Source organism: Nitrosomonas sp. (genome assembly GCA_031316255.1).
Taxonomy (GTDB): Bacteria; Pseudomonadota; Gammaproteobacteria; order Burkholderiales; family Nitrosomonadaceae; genus Nitrosomonas.
The window spans coordinates 1,223,192-1,241,567 of record JALDQW010000001.1 but is presented as its reverse complement, the minus strand read 5'-3'; the positions used below and the strand labels follow the sequence as shown (position 1 = coordinate 1,241,567).

Here is an 18,376-nt window from a genome sequence, read left to right as displayed (position 1 = left end):
GACACTTTCTGGTTAAACCTTTTTGTCAGGCAGAAGAGCTGAATAACGTATTAATTCTTTTGGATCAAAGCTGTCCTGTGTGAATTACTATTTTTAAGCAACAACTGGCAAATTAAACAGATCGCGACACCTGGTTATGTTTTTTCCTTTCCAACCCAGTACTCTGGTTTTCTATGCTGGTGCGCAACGGCAATAATAATGATGTGATCTTTTTCAATAGAGTAAAGTAGTTTATACGGAAACTTGTGAAGAAGACATTTCCGGATATCGCCTCGTTCTACAGACCACGCCTCTGGATATTCTGAAATCCTTTTTGCCGCCAATTTAATCTCTTCTCGAAACTGTTTTCCAAGTCCTTGAAATTCAATTTCGTAGTATTGGCTTGCATCATCAAGTTCTTGTTTTGCAAGTTCTGAAAATAAAACTCGCATTATTCTTTCTTGAATACTTCCTCGATAGGTATACCTTCAAGGGTGCCTGCTCGATAGGCTTTGAGTCGCTTTTCTGCCTCGTCTGCCCATATTGCGTCTAGTGAGCGATCAGGTTCATCCAAGCTCTTTATGATCCCTTCGACCACCAGAAATCTCTCGTTTGGTTTAAGCTTTAATGCTTGTTCCAGTACATCTTTGCTACTCACCAGGTTCACCTCTCATTTGCTAGAAACATATCGCTGGCCGCACTAACGGTCAGTATTATAAGGATACTCCGTTTTTGTAATTGTATTTCCCAAATATAGACAATGTGTGAATGCAAGACCAAACCCCTTTGTCGGAACCCCTTTGTCGTTTTATTATTATGAAGTTCTTTAGTACACTCAAAGCCAGGTTTACCATCATCTCCTACATAAACAACATAACCATCCTTTTGCGCAACAATATGCACAATTTTTTTCCCATGATCTGTCGTGTCGCCTACAACGTATTGGCTTGACAATTTGTCTTTCATGTCTTGAGTCATCACAAGTTACCAGTCAAATCCAATATAATTTCACGATTATAACCTAGCAAAAATCACCTATATTAATCGCGGCAACGTAATTTTAATAACTCTCTTTTTATGTGGTATCAGACTTCATTCAAATAAGAATACCATCCATGCACAAAACAGTGAATCAGTTTAATTTAATGATATGTACGTTATGGTGATAAATTGCACTGGTGGCAAATTATCTAGTCGCTGTGAACCATACCGAGCCATATCTCGAACTTTTGATAGAAAATCCAATAATTCAACAAAGAAGATATTTAACCTAATACATGAGAAAGAACAATCTGATGACAATTTGAATAAGCGAGCGGCATAAACTGTATTCATAACCTTATCTTCTCAAGGAACGCATATTCTGCGAAGGAAGGGAAGTTTGCTAAGGGTAAAAAAATTTAAGCTGGTTTCAGTTGATTTTATAATAAAAAAAATATAGATTAATTACTTAGAATTACATTTATCATGAGGGTGTTCAAAATTCTGTGTCAGTTTGCCAATCACCTAACGCGCTTCGCTTGTTGACCACTGAAACCGGTGACCGATCGACACAATTCGTGTCGATACGCTAACCAGTTTCAGCGGTGACATAAAAATCTGTATTAAATTCATAAATCCAACGCCGCATCCAAACGACCCTCAAAATATATCGCTAACTGGGATAATGTCAAATTCCAGTTCTGTATCGGCATCGTCCATTTCTTGCTGGCATTTTTAATTCCGACATACAGTAGCTTTAGTAGACTGTTTTCATTCGGAAATCCACCTTTGGTTTTTGTCAGTTTGCGAAATTGGCGATGTACGGCCTCAATGGTGTTGGTTGTATAAATCACACGGCGTATCGGTTCAGGATATTTGAAGTATACCGATAAATTTTCCCATTTGTTGCGCCAGGATTGAATCACGATGGGATACTGTTTTCCCCATTTGGCTTCCAATGCATCAAGCGCATCTTCAGCTGCATCAATGGTCGGCGCTTTGTATACCGGTTTCAGGTCAGCCATGAATGCTTTTTGATTTTTTGACGCCACATATTTCATCGAATTGCGGATTTGATGAATAATGCATAACTGAACCTCGGTTTCTGGAAAAATACTGTTGATTGCCTCAGGAAAACCCACGAGTCCATCAACGGCGGCAATAAGGATATCCTGTACGCCACGGTTATTTAAATCTGTCAGTACGGAAAGCCAAAACCGGGCGCCTTCGCTTTCCGATACATACAACCCTAGTACTTCCTTCTTTCCTTCAATGTTTAAGCCAAGTACGGTATAAACTGCCTTGCTGACATACCGGCCATCGTCTTTCACTTTGTGATGTATGGCATCCAGCCACACGAACGGATAGTGACTATCCAATGGCCGTTGCTGCCATTCCCTAAGCTCCGGAATAAGCTTGTCAGTGACTGCACTGATCGTCGCCGATGAAACGTCAATGCCGTATATCTCGGCAATATGCCCAGAGATATCCTGATAGCTGGAGCCCAACGCAAATAACGATAGAATTTTGCGTTCGATTTCATCGGTAAGATGAGTCTGATGCTTTTTAACCAACTGAGGTTCAAATGTACCGTTGCGGTCTCTGGGTGTTTCCAGTTGAAAACTACCTGATGCTGATTTTACAGTCTTTGGCGTCGTGCCATTCTTCCGGTTCTGTTCATCCCCGGATTTGATATGCTGTTCAAGTTCCGCCGCCAATGCAGCTTCAGTGAGTTGTTTGATCAATGGCGTTAATATGCCATCTTTTCCATTCAAATTCCGCCCCGCTTTCAAGGATTCCAAGGCTTCTTCAAAATCAAATTGCACTGTAGTCTTGTTCATTCGTCACTCCTATAAAATTTAATACTAAAGGAATGACACAGAATTTCTAATACTCCCTTTATCATAAATCGGGGGTTATAATTTTAAATATTTTACAATCCTCATCCCAATCTATATCAAATCTAATGAAGATTGTTATCAGTATTCTTTGTAAAAGATGTTGTCGCTGTTCAGATCTATCACCGATTTCACTAAGCCATTTTGGTGGTTTATCAAGAAACTCATCAAGTAAATCTTGATCTTCTGAAAACGCATTAATATCAAAATAAAAAACATCTTTAATTTTCCCAATATCTTCATCTTTGTTTAATGGACTTTGCTGGACATATGTTCCAAATTTATTTTTATTTATTATAAACAAATAGTTATTTTGGGTATTATGGCGTATTTCAAAAATAGGCACTAGCTTGTCGTTTAGTCGATACCATCCATAAAAGCCTTTAACACCCAGTTTAGGTGCGTCTTTGTGCCAATTTGGTAATATTTTTTGATTTTTTTCAAAAAGATATACCGTCATGATATTTGTACTAACTATTACAACTTCACTCAGGTCATCAAATTTTTCCAAATGTGAATCAAGCATATCAATATTAATTGTTTCAGCTTTTTCTGCTATCTTGTTTAATACACTTGAATCAGCTCCTGTAGCAATATTTCGACCATAGTTTTCACCCCACTTTCCATAGCTAACATACCAATCTTCAAAAAAGGCGGCTTTATCATCTACTGTATTAATTCCAAATCTACTTTTGCCTTTCTCATTGATTCCTGTTTCGCTTAAATCTCTAAATCTCTTTAAATGTTTAAATAATGTGAGCGTCTGTTCATTCTCATAATATGCTTTTACAACGTCATTTTCAAAATTAGAAATTATTTTACTGGATGGAGCTGTTTCTATTTTAATTTTTCTTTCTATCTCTTCTTGAGCGTCTTTAGCCTGTAATAATAAAGCTCTAAATGCTGTTACTTTTGTATTGGCATTTTGATTTAGTACAAACTGCCAATCCTCTGGATGTTCTTCAATATTTTTTAAAATAACCATAAGATCCCTCGAGCCTTCTACTAAAAATACAAAATCTCTCGAAGTTGGCAATACCATTCTTTTGATTTCTTCTTCACTCTTTTTTGTTAATAACATTAAAGATTTTACTGCATAAAACTTTTCAAGCTTCTCGAGGACTTGAATGCTATGAACCCCTTCATCTGGTCTTGTTTCCCACCAATTCCAATTCCAAAAATCTTCAACTTCAAACGAATGACATTCTTGGAAAAGTCTTGTTAGCTCAATCAAGTCATTAGGTACAGTACTGTTAATACTATTGAAGAACTTAGAAAGTAGTTCATCCTCTTTGGATTTTTGAAATTGATCAAAGACAAACGTAGCGATCCCAAACAACATTTGCTTTCTTCTGGACTCAATATTTTTCCACAACACTTCTCTCGCAATTGCTACGTTACGCTTTTCTTCAATCGATATCCTTTCTTCTTCAGTAATTTTTTTGTTTTTTATTTCATAATCCCATCGTCTAACATCACTGTAATTTCTAAAAAAATGCGAGTGCTCAAAAAGTGTACTTACCTTGAGTTTAAACTTTTCAAATGACTCAATATCATTGTTATCAAATGACATTTTAAGTAGATTCTGAAAAATAAAGATTAAATGTATAGAGAAACCCTCATAAGATTTTATTTCTTCGATGGTGAGAGTCTCTTTTTTAAGTGAAGATTCAAGATAATAATCACATAACTCCTTAATATATCTCCAGCTTCTATCAACTAAGAACTGCTTTATATTCTCGTTCTCGACTCTGGTTGAATATAGATATAATGATTCAACAATTCTAATGAATTCTTGAAAAGTATAATGATCATGTTTTTCTATAGCTCTACGGGCAATTCCTATTGGAATAAATGCGACTGTTCCAATAATACTTTTATTATTTGATTTTATTGCGAGTTCTAATAAATCAACCAGATCAGTTGATAACCAACGAACCTGTTCCCATCCAGAAAAGAGAGAAGTCCGCTCCTTTACTGCTTGGTCGTGGTCATAGCCACCACCATATTTAATAATCTGTTCCAAAAACCCTTCAGCCAAAGCTATATAGGTCTTTGAATGCTCATCTACTTTACCTGAAGCTTCAGACTTTATTGCTGCCGCGAAATCATCTCTTAAGTTTTGCAGTTCTAACCTAACTTCTTCTGCAAATGAATCTGTCTTCTCAATACTAAAAATTTGCTCAAAAATTCTCTCTAGTTCTGCTCGCACCTCTTCATTGCTTCCAATTAGATTTCTGTCATAGCAGATCAAAGTACAATGCTCTTCGTCAATAAGATCATTATATTTTTTGAGTATGTATCGTTTGGTGTTTTGTTGTAACTTGATTTTACTTGATTCATTCACTGAACCATCAACTGAAATCTTGGGGATAGACTTTTCTTGCACTTCCTCATAAGAAAAACCATTTTTGACAGCTTCTTTATTAAGTAATTTTGAGAAATCCTCTAATTTCAGTAAGTTAATATCTTTAATCCTGCCAAATTTTTTAGACTTTAAACAGATTAAATCTGACGTTCTGTCAATCGAAAACAAATGAAATTGGATAAGGATTTCTTGCTCATCAAGTTTGGAAAGAAAAATATTGTCTGCCAACCTTGATTCAATTGCCAAATCAATACTTCTCTGCATGAGTTCTTTTAAAAGAGTCCTACGCTTTTTAACAAACTCGACTCTATTTAGAAGTGTACCAATAACTCGTGCAAGTGATAACAGCGAGAACAGTGCGACCAAGATAATTGGTATATAAATAATAATATTATTATTTCCCCACAAAAATAACAAGAAGGAAAGGACTACTGAAACAGTTAGAGGCCAGATGTTACTTTCTTTGAGAAGAACTCTTCCTTTGTCAGTCGAACCGTCTCGAAAGCTTTCCGCAATAAAGATGGTAAGAGCAAAAACAATTACACCAATACCCGCAAGTGCTGCAATTAGATTTTGATTGTCTTCGTTTTTTATAGTTGGGAATGCTGGGGTTTCAAATGGGTAATGCCTATTAATATAGGCTCCTAGTAAGTCTATTAAACTTTGTGACCAGTGTGCCAATATAAAAATTAGAACGAAGCCTAAGAGAATGACTGAAAATGATTTGATTGAAGGTTGATAGATATCATCCAGTTTAAATTTATCCAAAATTCCGGATGATTTTGATACACGCTTCTTCTCTCGTTTTATATAAGATGAGAGATAGGGATTTGTCTGCTTTACAAAAAAGTCAGATAGAATCTTCTTTTTACTTATGAAGAAAGACTTTGCAGATCCTACAAAATCAATCAGCTTGTAATAATGTCTTTTTGCCAAAGAAATTAATACATCCTTTTTATTTGTAAACCAGGTTTTAATTTTCACTATTGAGTCACAATATAAAATATATTGTTCTTTGTCTATTAAAGGGTTCTCTCTCCTTAAAGTAAAATAACTTTTGTTGTTATCCTGTCAATGAAATTTAGACTTTTTTACATTTTGACCTATTCAAAATAAATATCTGTGAAGATTTTGTTGTAATTGCACCTGGAATATTTAGGGATAGTTAATTTGCACTGGTGGAAAATTATTCTGCTGTAGCCTAACCATATTGAGCAATATTTTGTAGTTTTGATACAAAATTATTTTTATGTCATACCCATATATCGCATATGTCCACGTTTCTACACCAAGCAATTAATTAATGGAGTTTCAATAGTAGAACAACGCCGCACCTCTTAATTAGCCTCAGGCCATCAATTAAGTATTGAATGGTATGAAGAAAAATACGGGGGTCAGATCTTGAAAAATACGGGGGTCAGATCTTGCAATACAACACGCGCAAAGTATATGTACCCCGCATTCAACCTATAAAAAAACTAAGTCCGGGTCCTAACCAATAAAAACAAGTCCGCAATTCCATTTTTAAACCAAGCCAGTCATGTACAGAATACACTTCCCTATAAGGCGACTTGGACAGGTGAAATGTATCAACAAATAACCACTGCCGAAATACCGGAAATGGCGAGTGAAGAATCAGAACAGGTTCGTTGAGCGTGTTTCCGATTCTCCTGTTTTGCCAGTTAGAATTTAGCTAAACTGTTTTGGCTTCCGAAAAAGCAGCAACATCCCCTGGCCGCCGAAGCATTTTGTCTACCTCGCCCTGATGCATTTCTTCTGCGGCGATTAACCGGCGGGCGTATTCTTCCATCATTACAAATTTGCCTTCGACCAATGACAACAGGGTTTTGTAGTGTGCAAGCGCTTCCCGCTCGTGTTCCAGTGATTCCCGTAATATGTTGCCGACGTCATGTTGATGGGTTTCCAGCAAGGGCCCGATTGTTAAAGGCGGATGTTCTCCCAGATGGGTGATCATTTCACCGGCTTCGCGGGCATGCATGAGGGATTCATTGGCTTGCGCCTGTAACCAGGAAACAATTGGAATGCGGTTGTAGCCATAGATCATAAACGCATAATGCGTATAACGCACAACGCCGGCCAATTCCATTTCAAGGATTTTGTTCAGGCAGTTGAGTACGGCTGGTCTATCAAAATCTTCGTTCATTTGGCTTCTCCTTTATCGCGTGGTCATAAATTAAGGACGCCTCTGGAAATTCAGCGTTTTAAGCAAGACGAGGCGAGAACAAAAAATATCGATGCAGCATAAGTTTGATATGAAAGGAAATATTTTTTGTGAACTACGACGTATTGTAACAAAATCCGGCTTTTAAGAAGTGGACTTAAAATTTTTCCAGAACTTCAAGCACATAATCAATATCCCGTGTTGTATGATTGGCGTTGATTTGGAAGCGGATTTCCTCGTCTCCCTGAGGTACGACCGGATAATTAAGACCGGTGGCCAGTATCTGGTTTTTAAACAAATGTTGGATCAGTTGCGTTGTTTTTGGGGTATCACGGACGACAAGCGGTGTGACAGGATGTTCGCCGGGGATGGTTTCAAAGCCAAGTGAACTCAACCCGGATTCAAAACGGGATGCCAACGTGCGAAGTTTTTGCAGTCGCTTGCGTCCTGCGTCGCTTTCCAGGATGTTCAGCGATTGCGTCGCTGCCTGCGCTTCGGATGGCGTGATCGGATTTGAATAGATGTAAAAGGGTGAAGTTTCACGCAGGTATTCAATCACAGGCGCGCTGGCGGCGACATACCCCCCGTTGACACCCAGTGCTTTTCCGAGTGTGGCGATTAAAATGTCGACCGTGCAATTGGTAAATTCCTCGGTTCCGCGCCCCGTCGCGCCAAACGCGCCGATGCCATGTGAGTCATCGGCAATAGTGATGACGCCTTCGGAAAAATGGTGTTCATGGCTGCGGCAAATTGCAACGATTTCATTCAGCGGGGCATGGTCGCCGCGCATGCTGAAGATACCATCGGTCACCACCAGCACGCGCCTGATTTGGGCGTTATTTCCATTGCGATTTCCTGCGGCATAGTTGCCGAGAATCCGCTCGAGTTCGGTCATGTCCAGGTGCGGGTAAATTTCTTTTGCAGCGGGACGGGACAAACGGATTGCATTGATAATGCTGTTGTGATTAAGCTGATCGCTGATCACCAGCGTATTGTCATCGATCAACGGCGGCAGCACACCCATGATTGCCGCATAGGCTGCGCTGTAAATCATGGCGGACTCGCGTCGATGAAATGCTGCGAGGCGTTTTTCCAATTCGATATGCGGCGCGTAGGTGCCGGATATAAAACGCACCGCGCCCGGACCGGCGCCGTAGTTCTGCATGCCCTTTTCTTCCGCTGTCATTACTTCCGGGTGTAAGGACAACCCCAGATATGAATTGGAATTCATCAACAGATAGGGGTTTTCATCACCGGCAAGAAAATAACGCGGCCCAAACGCCTGGTCTAGTTGCGCATCCGGCAAAAGGCCTTTTTTGACCCAGTCGGGCAAGACGATGCGGTTAATAATGTTCTCAGTGCTTTTTTGTGCGCCTTTTTCCTTGATGATCTGCACTTTTTCCGCGCAATAGGCGTTCAATTTATCCAGCGACATGTTAACTCCCTGCAGTTGTGGCGCAATTTGACGCTAACGGTGCTCCAGTTTTTTTGATAGACGCGCGATCATATCCCGCGTCATGTGTTCAAGATTATACTGTGGTTTCCAGTCCCATTCTTCCCGTGCTACATGGTCATCCATATGACGCGGCCAGGAATCCGCGATGGCTTGCCGGACAGGATCAACGGTATAGCGTATTGAAAAATCCGGAATCAATGTCTGAATACTTGCTGCCAGTTCTTCGGGGGCAAAACTCATGGCGGTGATGTTGAACGCATTACGGTGTATTAAACTGTTTGCATCGGTTTCCATCAGTTCAATCGCAGCCCGTACGGCATCGGGCATATACATCATGTCCAGATAAGTGCCCGGTTTTAAAAAGCACTCATAAGGTTTGCTTGCAACAGCGTCGTAAAAAATTTCAACAGCGTAATCGGTGGTGCCGCCACCCGGTAAAGTTTCGTACGAAATCAAACCCGGATAGCGAACCCCGCGGGTATCGACACCATAACGGGTATGATAATAATCGCACAACAATTCACCCGACACCTTGCAGACGCCATATAGGGTGTTCGGACGTTGCAGCGTATCCTGCGGTGTATTGTCGCGTGGCGTATTCGGGCCGAATGCACCGATTGAGCTCGGAAAAAACACCGCACAATTATTTTCCCGGCTGACTTCCAGTATATTGTATAGACCGCCCATATTGACCTTCCAGGCCAGTTGCGGGTTATTTTCTGAAACAGCCGATAACAGTGCGGCAAGGTGAAAAATCGTGTCGATTTGATAGTCACGGACTACCGCCGAGATGGCTTCAATTTGAGTCACATCCAGCGTGATATACGGTCCTTCTTCCACAACGCCTTGTTGAGGGGTTTTGTTATGGCCGGCAGCCACGACATGTGCATTGCCGTAGCGGCTACGGAGTGCGGGGACCAGTTCGGAGCCGATCTGTCCGGTTGCACCGGTTACAAGAATACGCTTCATGGGTAGCTATTGACCCATGTTCAGGACTACTTTGCCAGCTGGATGCTGTTGTTCAAGAAAATCCTGCGCAGCCGCTGCTTCCGCCAGATCGAATGTCCTGGCCACTTCTATTTTCAGTTTGCCGTCATCAATCAACGCTGCGCAGCGCGTCAGAATTTCACCCTGATGGTGTTTTGCGCTGTCGATTTCCAGAATGACCGGCGTCAGCATCAGCTCAAAACCGAACCGTATATTGCGGACGCGTGCATCGCTCCAGTTGGTGTCAGCGGCGGGCTGCAAAATCGTTACCACATCGCCGTAGTTTTTAACACTGTTGAAACAATTCTGCAGTACGCACGGTCCCACGGTATCGAATGCAATGTCAACCCCTTTGCCGCCGGTCCAACTCATGACTTCGTCAACCACATGCTGTGATTTGTACAAAATTGTTTCATCTGCTCCTAACTGTTTTGCAAAGGCTGATTTTTCGACATTGCTGACTGTGGTGATGACTTTGGCGCCTGCAAGTTTGGCCAGTTGAATCGCCACATGGCCGACACCACCCACTCCGGCATGAATCAAAACGGTCTGGCCGGAAGAAATGCGTGCGCGGTCATGCAATGCTTCCCATGCGGTGATCAACACCAGCGGCGCGGCGGCAGCCTGTTCAAACGATAAAGCCTGCGGTTTTTTTGCCAGCAGGCTTGCATCCACAAGCACATAGTCGGCGTAAGTGCCTTGGCGCTGATTGAAGCCGGGCTGGGAAAAATAGACTTCGTCACCGGGTTTGAAGGTTTGCACGGCTTTGCCAACAGCCTCAACAATCCCCGCGCCATCGCATCCCGGTATTATTGGGAAGGATACGGGAAAACGATCCGGGGCGGCGCGGATTTTGCAATCGATCGGGTTGATGCCGGCCGCCTTGGTGCGTACCAGCACCTGTTTGTCGTCACACTGGGTGGGTGCATCGATATCACCGTATTGCAATACATCCGATGATCCGCTTTTTTCAAAATAAATTGCTTTCATCATCAGTCCTTTTCTATTTTTTCCTTGTACGTTGCAGTAATTACGCAAAGGAACCCTTATTAATCAATGTATAATGCGATTTATACATCATTATGTCATGAGTTGAGTCTTTTTTGTTTTTTCCAGGATGATCACTTCAAAGCAGAATAATCTGAAGGTTCTGTTCGCAACCAGCGAAGCGCATCCGCTGATTAAAACCGGCGGGCTTGCCGATGTTGCGGGCGCGTTGCCGGTAGTTTTGCAAAATCTGGGCTGCGATATCCGTGTCGTGCTGCCCGCATATGGCGATATTCTGGAAAAGCAGCCATTTATGGAGACGCTGGCGGAAATGTATTTTCCCGGTATAGCGGGCAAAGTCACATTGCATTCCACATGTCTGGGCGATAGTACGGTAAAAGTTTTGCTTGTCGAGCATGCGTCCGCCTTTGCGCGCAAGGGAAACCCCTATGTTGACCGTGATGGAAAACCGTGGCCCGATAATGCAGAGCGGTTTGCGTTATTCAGCAAGGTCATTCAGCGTATCGCGCTGGATTGGGTACAACTGGACTGGAAACCGGACGTGGTGCATTGCAACGACTGGCAAACCGCTCTGGTTCCGCCATTATTAAAACAAATACCGGATGCTCCGCCGAGTTTGTTTACCATTCATAATCTTGCCTATCAGGGTTTGTTTCCACAAAGCACCTTTGATGCACTGGGTTTGCCGGCGGCATTATGGTCTCCGGAAGCTTTGGAATTCCATGGCCAGCTTTCGTTTATCAAAGGCGGTTTGGTATTTGCCGATCGCATCAACACCGTGAGTGCGCAATATGCCAGGGAAATACAAACTCCGGAAATGGGTTATGGGCTAGAGGGATTACTGCAACACCGGAAATCTGTTTTATCAGGCATCGTGAATGGCATTGACGATATCATCTGGAATCCACAAACGGACAAGTTGATCAGTCAGAATTACACGAGCAGGACACTGGCCAGGAAAAAAGCCAATAAATCAGCCCTGCAAAAACTGTTTAAGTTGCCTGTCAAGGAAGATATATTCTTGCTCGGATTTGTCGGTCGACTGGTGGAGCAAAAGGGCATTGATCTGATTATTGAATTCCTGAAAAGCATAGACGAAAAACCGGTGCAATTTTGCCTTTTGGGTTCGGGCGGCAAAGGTTTTGAGGAAGCGCTGATTGATCTGGCTGGAAAAAACCCAAAACAAATCGGTGTCCACATTGGTTACTATGAAAAAATTGCACATCAGATTGAGGCCGGGGTTGATGCCTTCTTGATGCCGTCAAGGTTTGAGCCGTGCGGATTGAATCAGCTCTACAGCCTGCGTTATGGCACAGTCCCGATCGTTCACAATGTCGGCGGACTGGCCGATACGGTGATTGATGCAACCGGGGAGGCGATTGCAAACAACACCGCTACGGGATTCGTGTTTAATCAGCCGACAGTAACGGCTTTAAGTGAAGCAATTGGCCAGGCGCAAAAAGTCTATCTAAAATCAGGAATATGGAAAAAACTTGCAAAAAATGGCATGAAAGCTGATTTTACTTGGAGCAAAAGCGCCCAGGAATATCTCAATCTTTACCAATCTATGCGGTCAGATGAAGAGAAGATTTAATCTGCAAGCGCATTGAATGATCAAGCTAATTCTATATAGTTTAAAATCGTTTTTAAATAAACGTGCAGTGATGTCTTGCCCAGGTTTCGCGAGGATGATGACAAACCTTCAACATAAATGAACGCTAAGTATTCCATTTCGTGCAACTTCCAAGTAAAATTCCGCTTTTGCGTGAATCTCATCAAAATAATAATTTATGCCGGTGAGTTTCAGAATGCATACGCTCGGTCGAGGCCGAATTCTTAACCAGGCGCCTTGCTGTAATGTGTAGATGAGGTGCCCATGTTGGGTTTTGCACGAATTGAACGAAAACGAAGATTCCACTATTCCGCTGCCAGACAGCGACAACACTTTATATCCTATAATCCATTTTAAACCGTACCTGACAGCGTATCTGGAGATACGGCCATGAACGGTTTGCATCTAATTGGTGATTTGAGCGGTTGCCTTTGCGACCCGCAACGCCTGCTCGATGGCACCGGTTTTAAAGAAAAATGCATCGATTTGGTGCGGAATTCCGGCTTGACGGTGATGGATACCACATTCAAGCAGTTTGATGATTCGGGATTTACGGGAACAGTTGTTCTTGCCGAGTCACATGTTGCAATCCATACCTGGCCTGAAAATAACGGATTAACGCTGGATGTTTATGTATGCAACTATAGTGCTGACAACAGCATTAAGGCGCATAAATTGTTTGATGCAATCGTTGCATATTTTCAGCCGGAAGAAATTGCCAAACATGAAATAGCGCGCGGCGAGCATCTGCTTGTCGAACCGCTGAATGATTCAATCGGTTTCTATGTCAAGGCCAGTCGGCAAATCGGAGAATGGCGAACCAAATACCAGAAGCTTTCGATTTACGATACCCCGCAATATGGAAAGATTTTCCGTCTGGACGATTACAATATGACTTCCGAGCGGGAAGAGTTTGTTTATCATGAAAATCTGATTCACCCCGCATTGACAGTTCACGATGCGCCAAGAAATGTACTCATCATTGGTGGCGGTGATGGCGGTTCATCCGAAGAGGCGTTGAAACATCCGTCGGTTGAGCGGGTGACCATGGTCGAAATTGATGAAGAAGTTGTCAGGATAGCCAAGGAACATTTTCAAGCGGTACATAACGGCGTGTTTGACAATCCCCGATTGCAGGTGATTGTGGATGACGGCATGAAATTTGTGCGTGAAACCCAGAATAAATTCGACCTGATTGCACTGGATCTTAATGATCCGGTGGGACCGGCCGCAGCGCTTTACTCAGTGGAATTCTTCCAGCAATGCCGTCAGGCACTGAATCCGGAGGGTTTGCTGACACTTCATATCGGCTCGCCGACGGCGCAACCCGAGCGCGTTGCTGAACTCGCACAACGCCTGCACGGTGTTTTCAATATTATGCGGCCCTATACCATGTACATACCACTCTATGGCGCACAGTGGGCCTTGGCCGTATGTTCCGAACAACTTGATCCAAAAGCATTTTCGCCTGAAGAGATTGACCGGCGCATTAAAGCGCGTAATCTACAGCAATTGCAGTTTTACAATGGCGATACTCACCAGGGCGTTTTTGCGCTGCCAAATTTTGTGCGCGATCTGGTTGAAAAATAAAAAGGGAAATTGATAACGCATTTGTCAGACGAACCATAATCCGGAGCTTCTCCAGGAATAAATCCATATATTTAGATACCGCCGCGTACCATATTGACCATATCAGTCAGTTTTTCAATATCGAGAATATGCAAGTCTTGTCCTTTGCGTATTACAACCTTTTTTTTAGCCAAACTACTAAGCTCGCGGGTCACAGCTTCGCGATGCGTGCCGACCAGGCTGGCGAGATCAAAATGGGTGGGTGCAGGAGAAATAACTGCTGTGTTAGGCCCTGTCATATGTTTTTTGGCGATGCGCAATAATTCGGTTTGTATTCGGTTACTGACTGCAAGGGTACTGAAGTCATACACACGATCGGTCAGTCTGCGGACTTCGCTAACCAGACGTTTTAGGATGGTTCCGGCGACAGTACGGTTTGAATAGATAATTTTCATAAAATCGGCAGCCGTCATCGATGCCAGTAATGTGCTTGTTTTTGCCAGAACGGTTGCTGAGCGGTACTCTCCATCGATTGCTGAGAGCTCGCCAAACATTTCACCTGCGGACAAATCGCATAAAATGACTTCGTGCCCTGACAGGGAATGATACGTCACACGAATTTCACCTTGCGCGATAAAAAAAACACTGTTTGACTTATCATGAAAATGTATGATTTCTTTACCTTCATGGTATCGGTCCCAGTGGCAGTCATTGGCAATTTCTGTCAGATCGGAGGGAGATAGTGCTTGAAATTCCTTGATAGTTGAAAGCATTGCACATGCACGTTCTACGGAAATAGTTGCCATCTGTTTTTAGCCCTCCCGATTGGGTGTTTTAATCCTTTGGTCTTGCAATATAGAGATTAACATAATAAGTGTTATGACATTTTATTACCAGAGCCGAATTTTACTGACAGTCATTTATACTCTTAAATCATTCCATTAAGAACCTGTTCAGTATTTCGAACCGCACAATGCGGCACAAGGCAAAATAGAACGAAAAGGCGGAGCATACACAAAATAATCTAAAAATATTTGAGTTACGTCAATACACCTTAATGCGACATGGAATAAACAGTAATCATACACTGAACAAAGCTGAAGCGTGGTGGTGTTATGTATTGACATTCCGCTATAAAAAACGGCTTTAAATGCAGTATTGCATATGAAAAATGCAAATTTCAGATTTTTAGTGCTCGTTTTATGGTGAACGCCGATTGTCTGTTGAAAAAAGTTTGTTTTTTCATAGATGGGAGATTCCAGAGATATGAACGCGCACGACCCCAAAACTCAGTCGTCACCCGAGAAAAAAGGCCAAAAACATACTGAACATGTTTCTTCAGATATCACGGGGTCTGCCGCATTCCAGGTAAAGCATGTCGCCCGTGATGTTCAGGCTGGAATAATTACCGGTGCAATGGCAATTCCGCTTTCCGTCGGCATTGCCATAATGTCGGATTACCCGATTAAGGTTGCACTGGCTACGGTCGTTTTTGCCTGTTTTGTCGGCTGGATCAATGCATGGATACGACCCGGTAATTATATCGGTGCACCTGGTGTTGCTGCAGGTCTCGCACCGGTGCTTGCACTGGGTGTAGCCAGTTTTGGCATGGAAAATATGGCGTTTGTCATTTTTCTGACGGCTTCGATGCAGGCGGTCATCTGGAAATTTAACCTGCAAAAATATATTTTGATTGCGGTGCCAAGCTATCTGGTGGAAGGTTTGTTGGCGGGTGTGGGGCTTAAAATCGCCATTAATTTTTTTGCGATGACCTATGAAATTCCTGAAGCGATGGAAACAGAAATTTTCTGGAATTCGACGCGGATTCAAATGGTCTTGATATCGTTGACTGGTTTTGGCGTTTTTCTTTATCTGTTTTCCAAATTTCAGAATACACAGCCCGCGATTCCCTATTTCGTACTGATTACGGCCAGCATCATTGTCTCCTATTTTGTTGCTATGCCAATGCTGCACGTCGATGATATTCCGTTGACGCTGTCTTTGCCGTTGCCTAAATTTGATAGCGCGATAACCTGGGTGTATGTGATCGGTTTTGCCGCCACGCTTGCAGTCATCGATGTGATTGAACAGGTGATGAGTAACGCGGCGATTGAGAAAATTGACCCATTGAAACGCAAGTGCAACACGAATAACAGTCTGCTTGCGATCTGGATTGCCAATATGGGCGCGAGTTTTTTTAACGGTATGACAAATCTCGATGGCATTGCCAAAAGCACCACCAACAAACTGGCGGGGGCATATACGAAATTCTCTGTTCTCATTATTGGTTGCGTTATCCTGTTTTTTGTACTGAATACGGATTTTCTGGAATTTATGCCGAAATTCTCTCTGGCTGCGGTGATGATATTTACCGGATGGAAAATGATTGCCGGCCTGTTTCATGTGGCGCATCATGGGCGATATGAACTGATGCTGGCGACCATCTGCGCGTTGCTGGTGTATAGGCTCGGTATTTTTGAAGGCCTGCTGATTGCCATTGCGTTGCATGGCATGATCAATTATGTCGTGCTCAATAAAGCGCATAATGTTACGAGCAAGGTCATAATAAAAAAGTATCTGGAGCGCTTTGCAGGTAAGGGTGGAGTGGATTGACAACTGGATTAACGGCGCTAATTATTTCTAAAGTTTAGGAATTAAGTTCTTGCTAATGTCGCACTTGGGCTTTTTCATCTAAGTTGTCTGAATCAACTTCCACCAGAATCTCGTCCATACTCTGAAGCAATAAATCTGTAATTTTTGATTGGAGTAGTGTGTGTTTCGCGCGCTTATACCATTGATCAGAATGATTTTGCATTGGAGATTAAAGTGCAAAGCCATGGGAATGATACTTAGGGCGTTGTTTCGGAATAGCATTAGTAACATACAAGGGTGCCGGTGCATATCATCTCGGTTTAAGGCCTGTCAGTACATTATGTGGAAGAACCTATTTTCTGTTTTATAGTAGATGCACGTCCTGGGCCTGGAATCAAGGCAAGTAGGATGAGCATTCTAGAGGTTTTTCGATTTTCTTTTGACCATGATTTTCCTTAACCTGACTAAAACCAAAGTATTGATTGCTGTAGATTGTGGTACAAATTCCGTCGGAATTCTCTGGGCGATCGGAATGAATGAATAATGCAGAAACTGGGGAAATTTGCTAGCTGATGAAATGCAGTTATCCAGTATGTTTAATATTAAAAACCTGTTCAAGTTCTCACGAAGCAACCTACAATTGAGTTGAAAAAGGCCTTAAATGCTCCTTTATTACGTATAAACTGTGTTTTCTTGCTTGTTTTTGTCTTGTACTGCATTCATTTATAAAGATCTTGAACAGGGTCTAAGGAAAAAGGTGGTGAATCTGTAAAGTTTATGCCTATTCACCGGTATCGTTAATACAATTAGTTGATACGCTTGATAACCACCAGGGCCACGGGGTTGCGCCAGTCATAAAGCGAGGCGTCAAGTCCTCCTATTCCATGAATTCCGTTGTGTATATGGACAAAACCCTCGCCTTCGTCTTCCGGTGAAAGACCTGTGCCACCGCAGGCCGGTCCGGGTATGGTGCTGCATGATTCATCGTTGGTTTCACTACCGGCGTCGTAAGCGTCAGCAAAATAGGTGATGGAGTGGTTACCTTTGGGCAGTGTAACGTCTCTAAGTGCAATGAATGCATCGTTAGTGTTGACCAGCATGGCTCCAAGACTTAGATGATCCTTCCTGGAATGTGCATTAATCATCATTGTTCTGGTTTCGCCCGGGCCGATTCCGCTAGCACCGACTTGTGCATCACGATAACCCGGTGTACTTATCAATTTGGCTGCCAAAGGGTTGCCGTCACCGGCTTCTGCAAGCGTTGCCAGTTCCGGAGTAGGCGTATCACCCGCGTTAAAAAATGATATGCCCGCGCGGTGGGTGGCTGTCATGGGTGGTGCTATGGGTTGACCGGGCGAGAGATTCGTGATGGTTATTTGATATGTAATTTTGTCGTCGTTCTCGCTTGCCCAGCTATTAGCAATAGCAAAAATAAAGGTGGCACTCATAGTGTACAGAAATTTTTTTATAACCATTTTGAGAAATCCTTTTGAATAATAATAGAAAATCGAGTTGATTGTCCCGAACTTAACGCCAAGCGTTGTTTGACAAGCACATGCCGCATGGGTAGATGATTGTCAATTTGGCACTTTGCTTACATTGATTCGTATGCGTTAGCAAAAAGGTTACAAAACATGGGAAATATTTCAAAAAATGCTGTCTGGTAATCTGTTTTGGCTGGTTTATTTATTTCAAGAAGCTAGATATGTAAGTTATGATGACCCGGTTTGTCGGAGAAGGAGGT

14 protein-coding genes are annotated in these 18,376 nt (G+C 42.5%); 3 read left to right on the top strand and 11 right to left on the bottom strand.

Annotated features, from left to right (window positions below; all coding sequences use genetic code 11):
- Window positions 1-134: 134 nt before the first annotated feature.
- The 9 genes from MRK00_05655 to MRK00_05615 all read right to left on the bottom strand — a co-directional run bounded on the left by MRK00_05655 (window position 135) and on the right by MRK00_05615 (window position 10,841).
- Entirely contained in the window at window positions 135-431 is a 297-nt protein-coding gene (locus MRK00_05655; GenBank protein MDR4516860.1) for a type II toxin-antitoxin system RelE/ParE family toxin, read from the bottom strand.
- Entirely contained in the window at window positions 431-637 is a 207-nt protein-coding gene (locus MRK00_05650; protein MDR4516859.1) for an addiction module protein, read from the bottom strand. Before MRK00_05650 ends, MRK00_05655 begins: the two co-directional genes overlap by 1 nt.
- A gap of 5 nt (window positions 638-642) precedes the next feature.
- Window positions 643-957, bottom strand: a complete 315-nt coding sequence (locus tag MRK00_05645; protein MDR4516858.1) for a hypothetical protein — start codon at window positions 955-957, stop codon at window positions 643-645.
- Window positions 958-1,589: 632 nt separating this feature from the next.
- Complete coding sequence (locus MRK00_05640; protein ID MDR4516857.1) at window positions 1,590-2,801, bottom strand: IS256 family transposase; 1,212 nt, start codon at window positions 2,799-2,801, stop codon at window positions 1,590-1,592.
- A gap of 61 nt (window positions 2,802-2,862) precedes the next feature.
- Window positions 2,863-6,210 (bottom strand): hypothetical protein, encoded by a 3,348-nt coding sequence (locus tag MRK00_05635; protein ID MDR4516856.1) that lies wholly within the window; start codon window positions 6,208-6,210, stop codon window positions 2,863-2,865.
- A gap of 709 nt (window positions 6,211-6,919) precedes the next feature.
- The gene (locus tag MRK00_05630) at window positions 6,920-7,390 is read right to left on the bottom strand and encodes a bacterioferritin (GenBank protein MDR4516855.1); all 471 of its coding nucleotides are present in this window, start codon (window positions 7,388-7,390) and stop codon (window positions 6,920-6,922) included.
- A 175-nt stretch (window positions 7,391-7,565) separates the two neighbouring features.
- Entirely contained in the window at window positions 7,566-8,843 is a 1,278-nt protein-coding gene (locus MRK00_05625; protein ID MDR4516854.1) for an aminotransferase class I/II-fold pyridoxal phosphate-dependent enzyme, read from the bottom strand.
- Between the two features lie 33 nt (window positions 8,844-8,876).
- Window positions 8,877-9,833, bottom strand: coding sequence for an L-threonine 3-dehydrogenase (locus MRK00_05620; protein MDR4516853.1), 957 nt, complete (start codon window positions 9,831-9,833; stop codon window positions 8,877-8,879).
- Between the two features lie 6 nt (window positions 9,834-9,839).
- Entirely contained in the window at window positions 9,840-10,841 is a 1,002-nt protein-coding gene (locus MRK00_05615) for a zinc-dependent alcohol dehydrogenase family protein (GenBank protein MDR4516852.1), read from the bottom strand.
- Between the two features lie 127 nt (window positions 10,842-10,968).
- Here MRK00_05615 and glgA point away from each other — a divergent pair, with 127 nt between their 5' ends.
- Together glgA and speE are read left to right on the top strand one after the other, a co-directional pair.
- A complete protein-coding gene (glgA, locus tag MRK00_05610; GenBank protein ID MDR4516851.1) occupies window positions 10,969-12,453 on the top strand; it encodes a glycogen synthase GlgA in 1,485 nt (494 codons plus the stop codon).
- 408 nt (window positions 12,454-12,861) lie between these two features.
- Window positions 12,862-14,061 carry a polyamine aminopropyltransferase gene (gene speE, locus MRK00_05605; GenBank protein MDR4516850.1) on the top strand — a complete coding sequence of 400 codons (1,200 nt, stop codon included), beginning with the start codon at window positions 12,862-12,864 and terminating at the stop codon, window positions 14,059-14,061.
- Window positions 14,062-14,132: 71 nt separating this feature from the next.
- Here speE and MRK00_05600 read toward each other — a convergent pair whose 3' ends face one another.
- Window positions 14,133-14,846 (bottom strand): Crp/Fnr family transcriptional regulator, encoded by a 714-nt coding sequence (locus MRK00_05600; GenBank protein ID MDR4516849.1) that lies wholly within the window; start codon window positions 14,844-14,846, stop codon window positions 14,133-14,135.
- A 460-nt stretch (window positions 14,847-15,306) separates the two neighbouring features.
- Between MRK00_05600 and MRK00_05595 the strand changes: the two genes are divergently transcribed.
- Entirely contained in the window at window positions 15,307-16,653 is a 1,347-nt protein-coding gene (locus MRK00_05595; protein ID MDR4516848.1) for a SulP family inorganic anion transporter, read from the top strand.
- Window positions 16,654-17,438: 785 nt separating this feature from the next.
- On the opposite strand, the gene MRK00_05590 is transcribed toward MRK00_05595, so the two are convergent.
- A complete protein-coding gene (locus MRK00_05590) occupies window positions 17,439-18,107 on the bottom strand; it encodes a spondin domain-containing protein (protein MDR4516847.1) in 669 nt (222 codons plus the stop codon).
- Window positions 18,108-18,376: the final 269 nt, after the last annotated feature.

Coding starts and splice junctions, on each gene's coding strand:
- MRK00_05625 (MDR4516854.1), bottom strand. CDS start 8,843: ATGTCGCTGGATAAATTGAACGCCTATTGCGCGGAAAAAGTGCAGATC.
- MRK00_05615 (MDR4516852.1), bottom strand. CDS start 10,841: ATGAAAGCAATTTATTTTGAAAAAAGCGGATCATCGGATGTATTGCAA.
- MRK00_05600 (MDR4516849.1), bottom strand. CDS start 14,846: ATGGCAACTATTTCCGTAGAACGTGCATGTGCAATGCTTTCAACTATC.
- glgA (MDR4516851.1), top strand. CDS start 10,969: ATGATCACTTCAAAGCAGAATAATCTGAAGGTTCTGTTCGCAACCAGC.
- MRK00_05620 (MDR4516853.1), bottom strand. CDS start 9,833: ATGAAGCGTATTCTTGTAACCGGTGCAACCGGACAGATCGGCTCCGAA.
- MRK00_05630 (MDR4516855.1), bottom strand. CDS start 7,390: ATGAACGAAGATTTTGATAGACCAGCCGTACTCAACTGCCTGAACAAA.
- MRK00_05590 (MDR4516847.1), bottom strand. CDS start 18,107: ATGGTTATAAAAAAATTTCTGTACACTATGAGTGCCACCTTTATTTTT.
- MRK00_05640 (MDR4516857.1), bottom strand. CDS start 2,801: ATGAACAAGACTACAGTGCAATTTGATTTTGAAGAAGCCTTGGAATCC.
- MRK00_05645 (MDR4516858.1), bottom strand. CDS start 957: ATGACTCAAGACATGAAAGACAAATTGTCAAGCCAATACGTTGTAGGC.
- MRK00_05655 (MDR4516860.1), bottom strand. CDS start 431: ATGCGAGTTTTATTTTCAGAACTTGCAAAACAAGAACTTGATGATGCA.
- MRK00_05595 (MDR4516848.1), top strand. CDS start 15,307: ATGAACGCGCACGACCCCAAAACTCAGTCGTCACCCGAGAAAAAAGGC.
- speE (MDR4516850.1), top strand. CDS start 12,862: ATGAACGGTTTGCATCTAATTGGTGATTTGAGCGGTTGCCTTTGCGAC.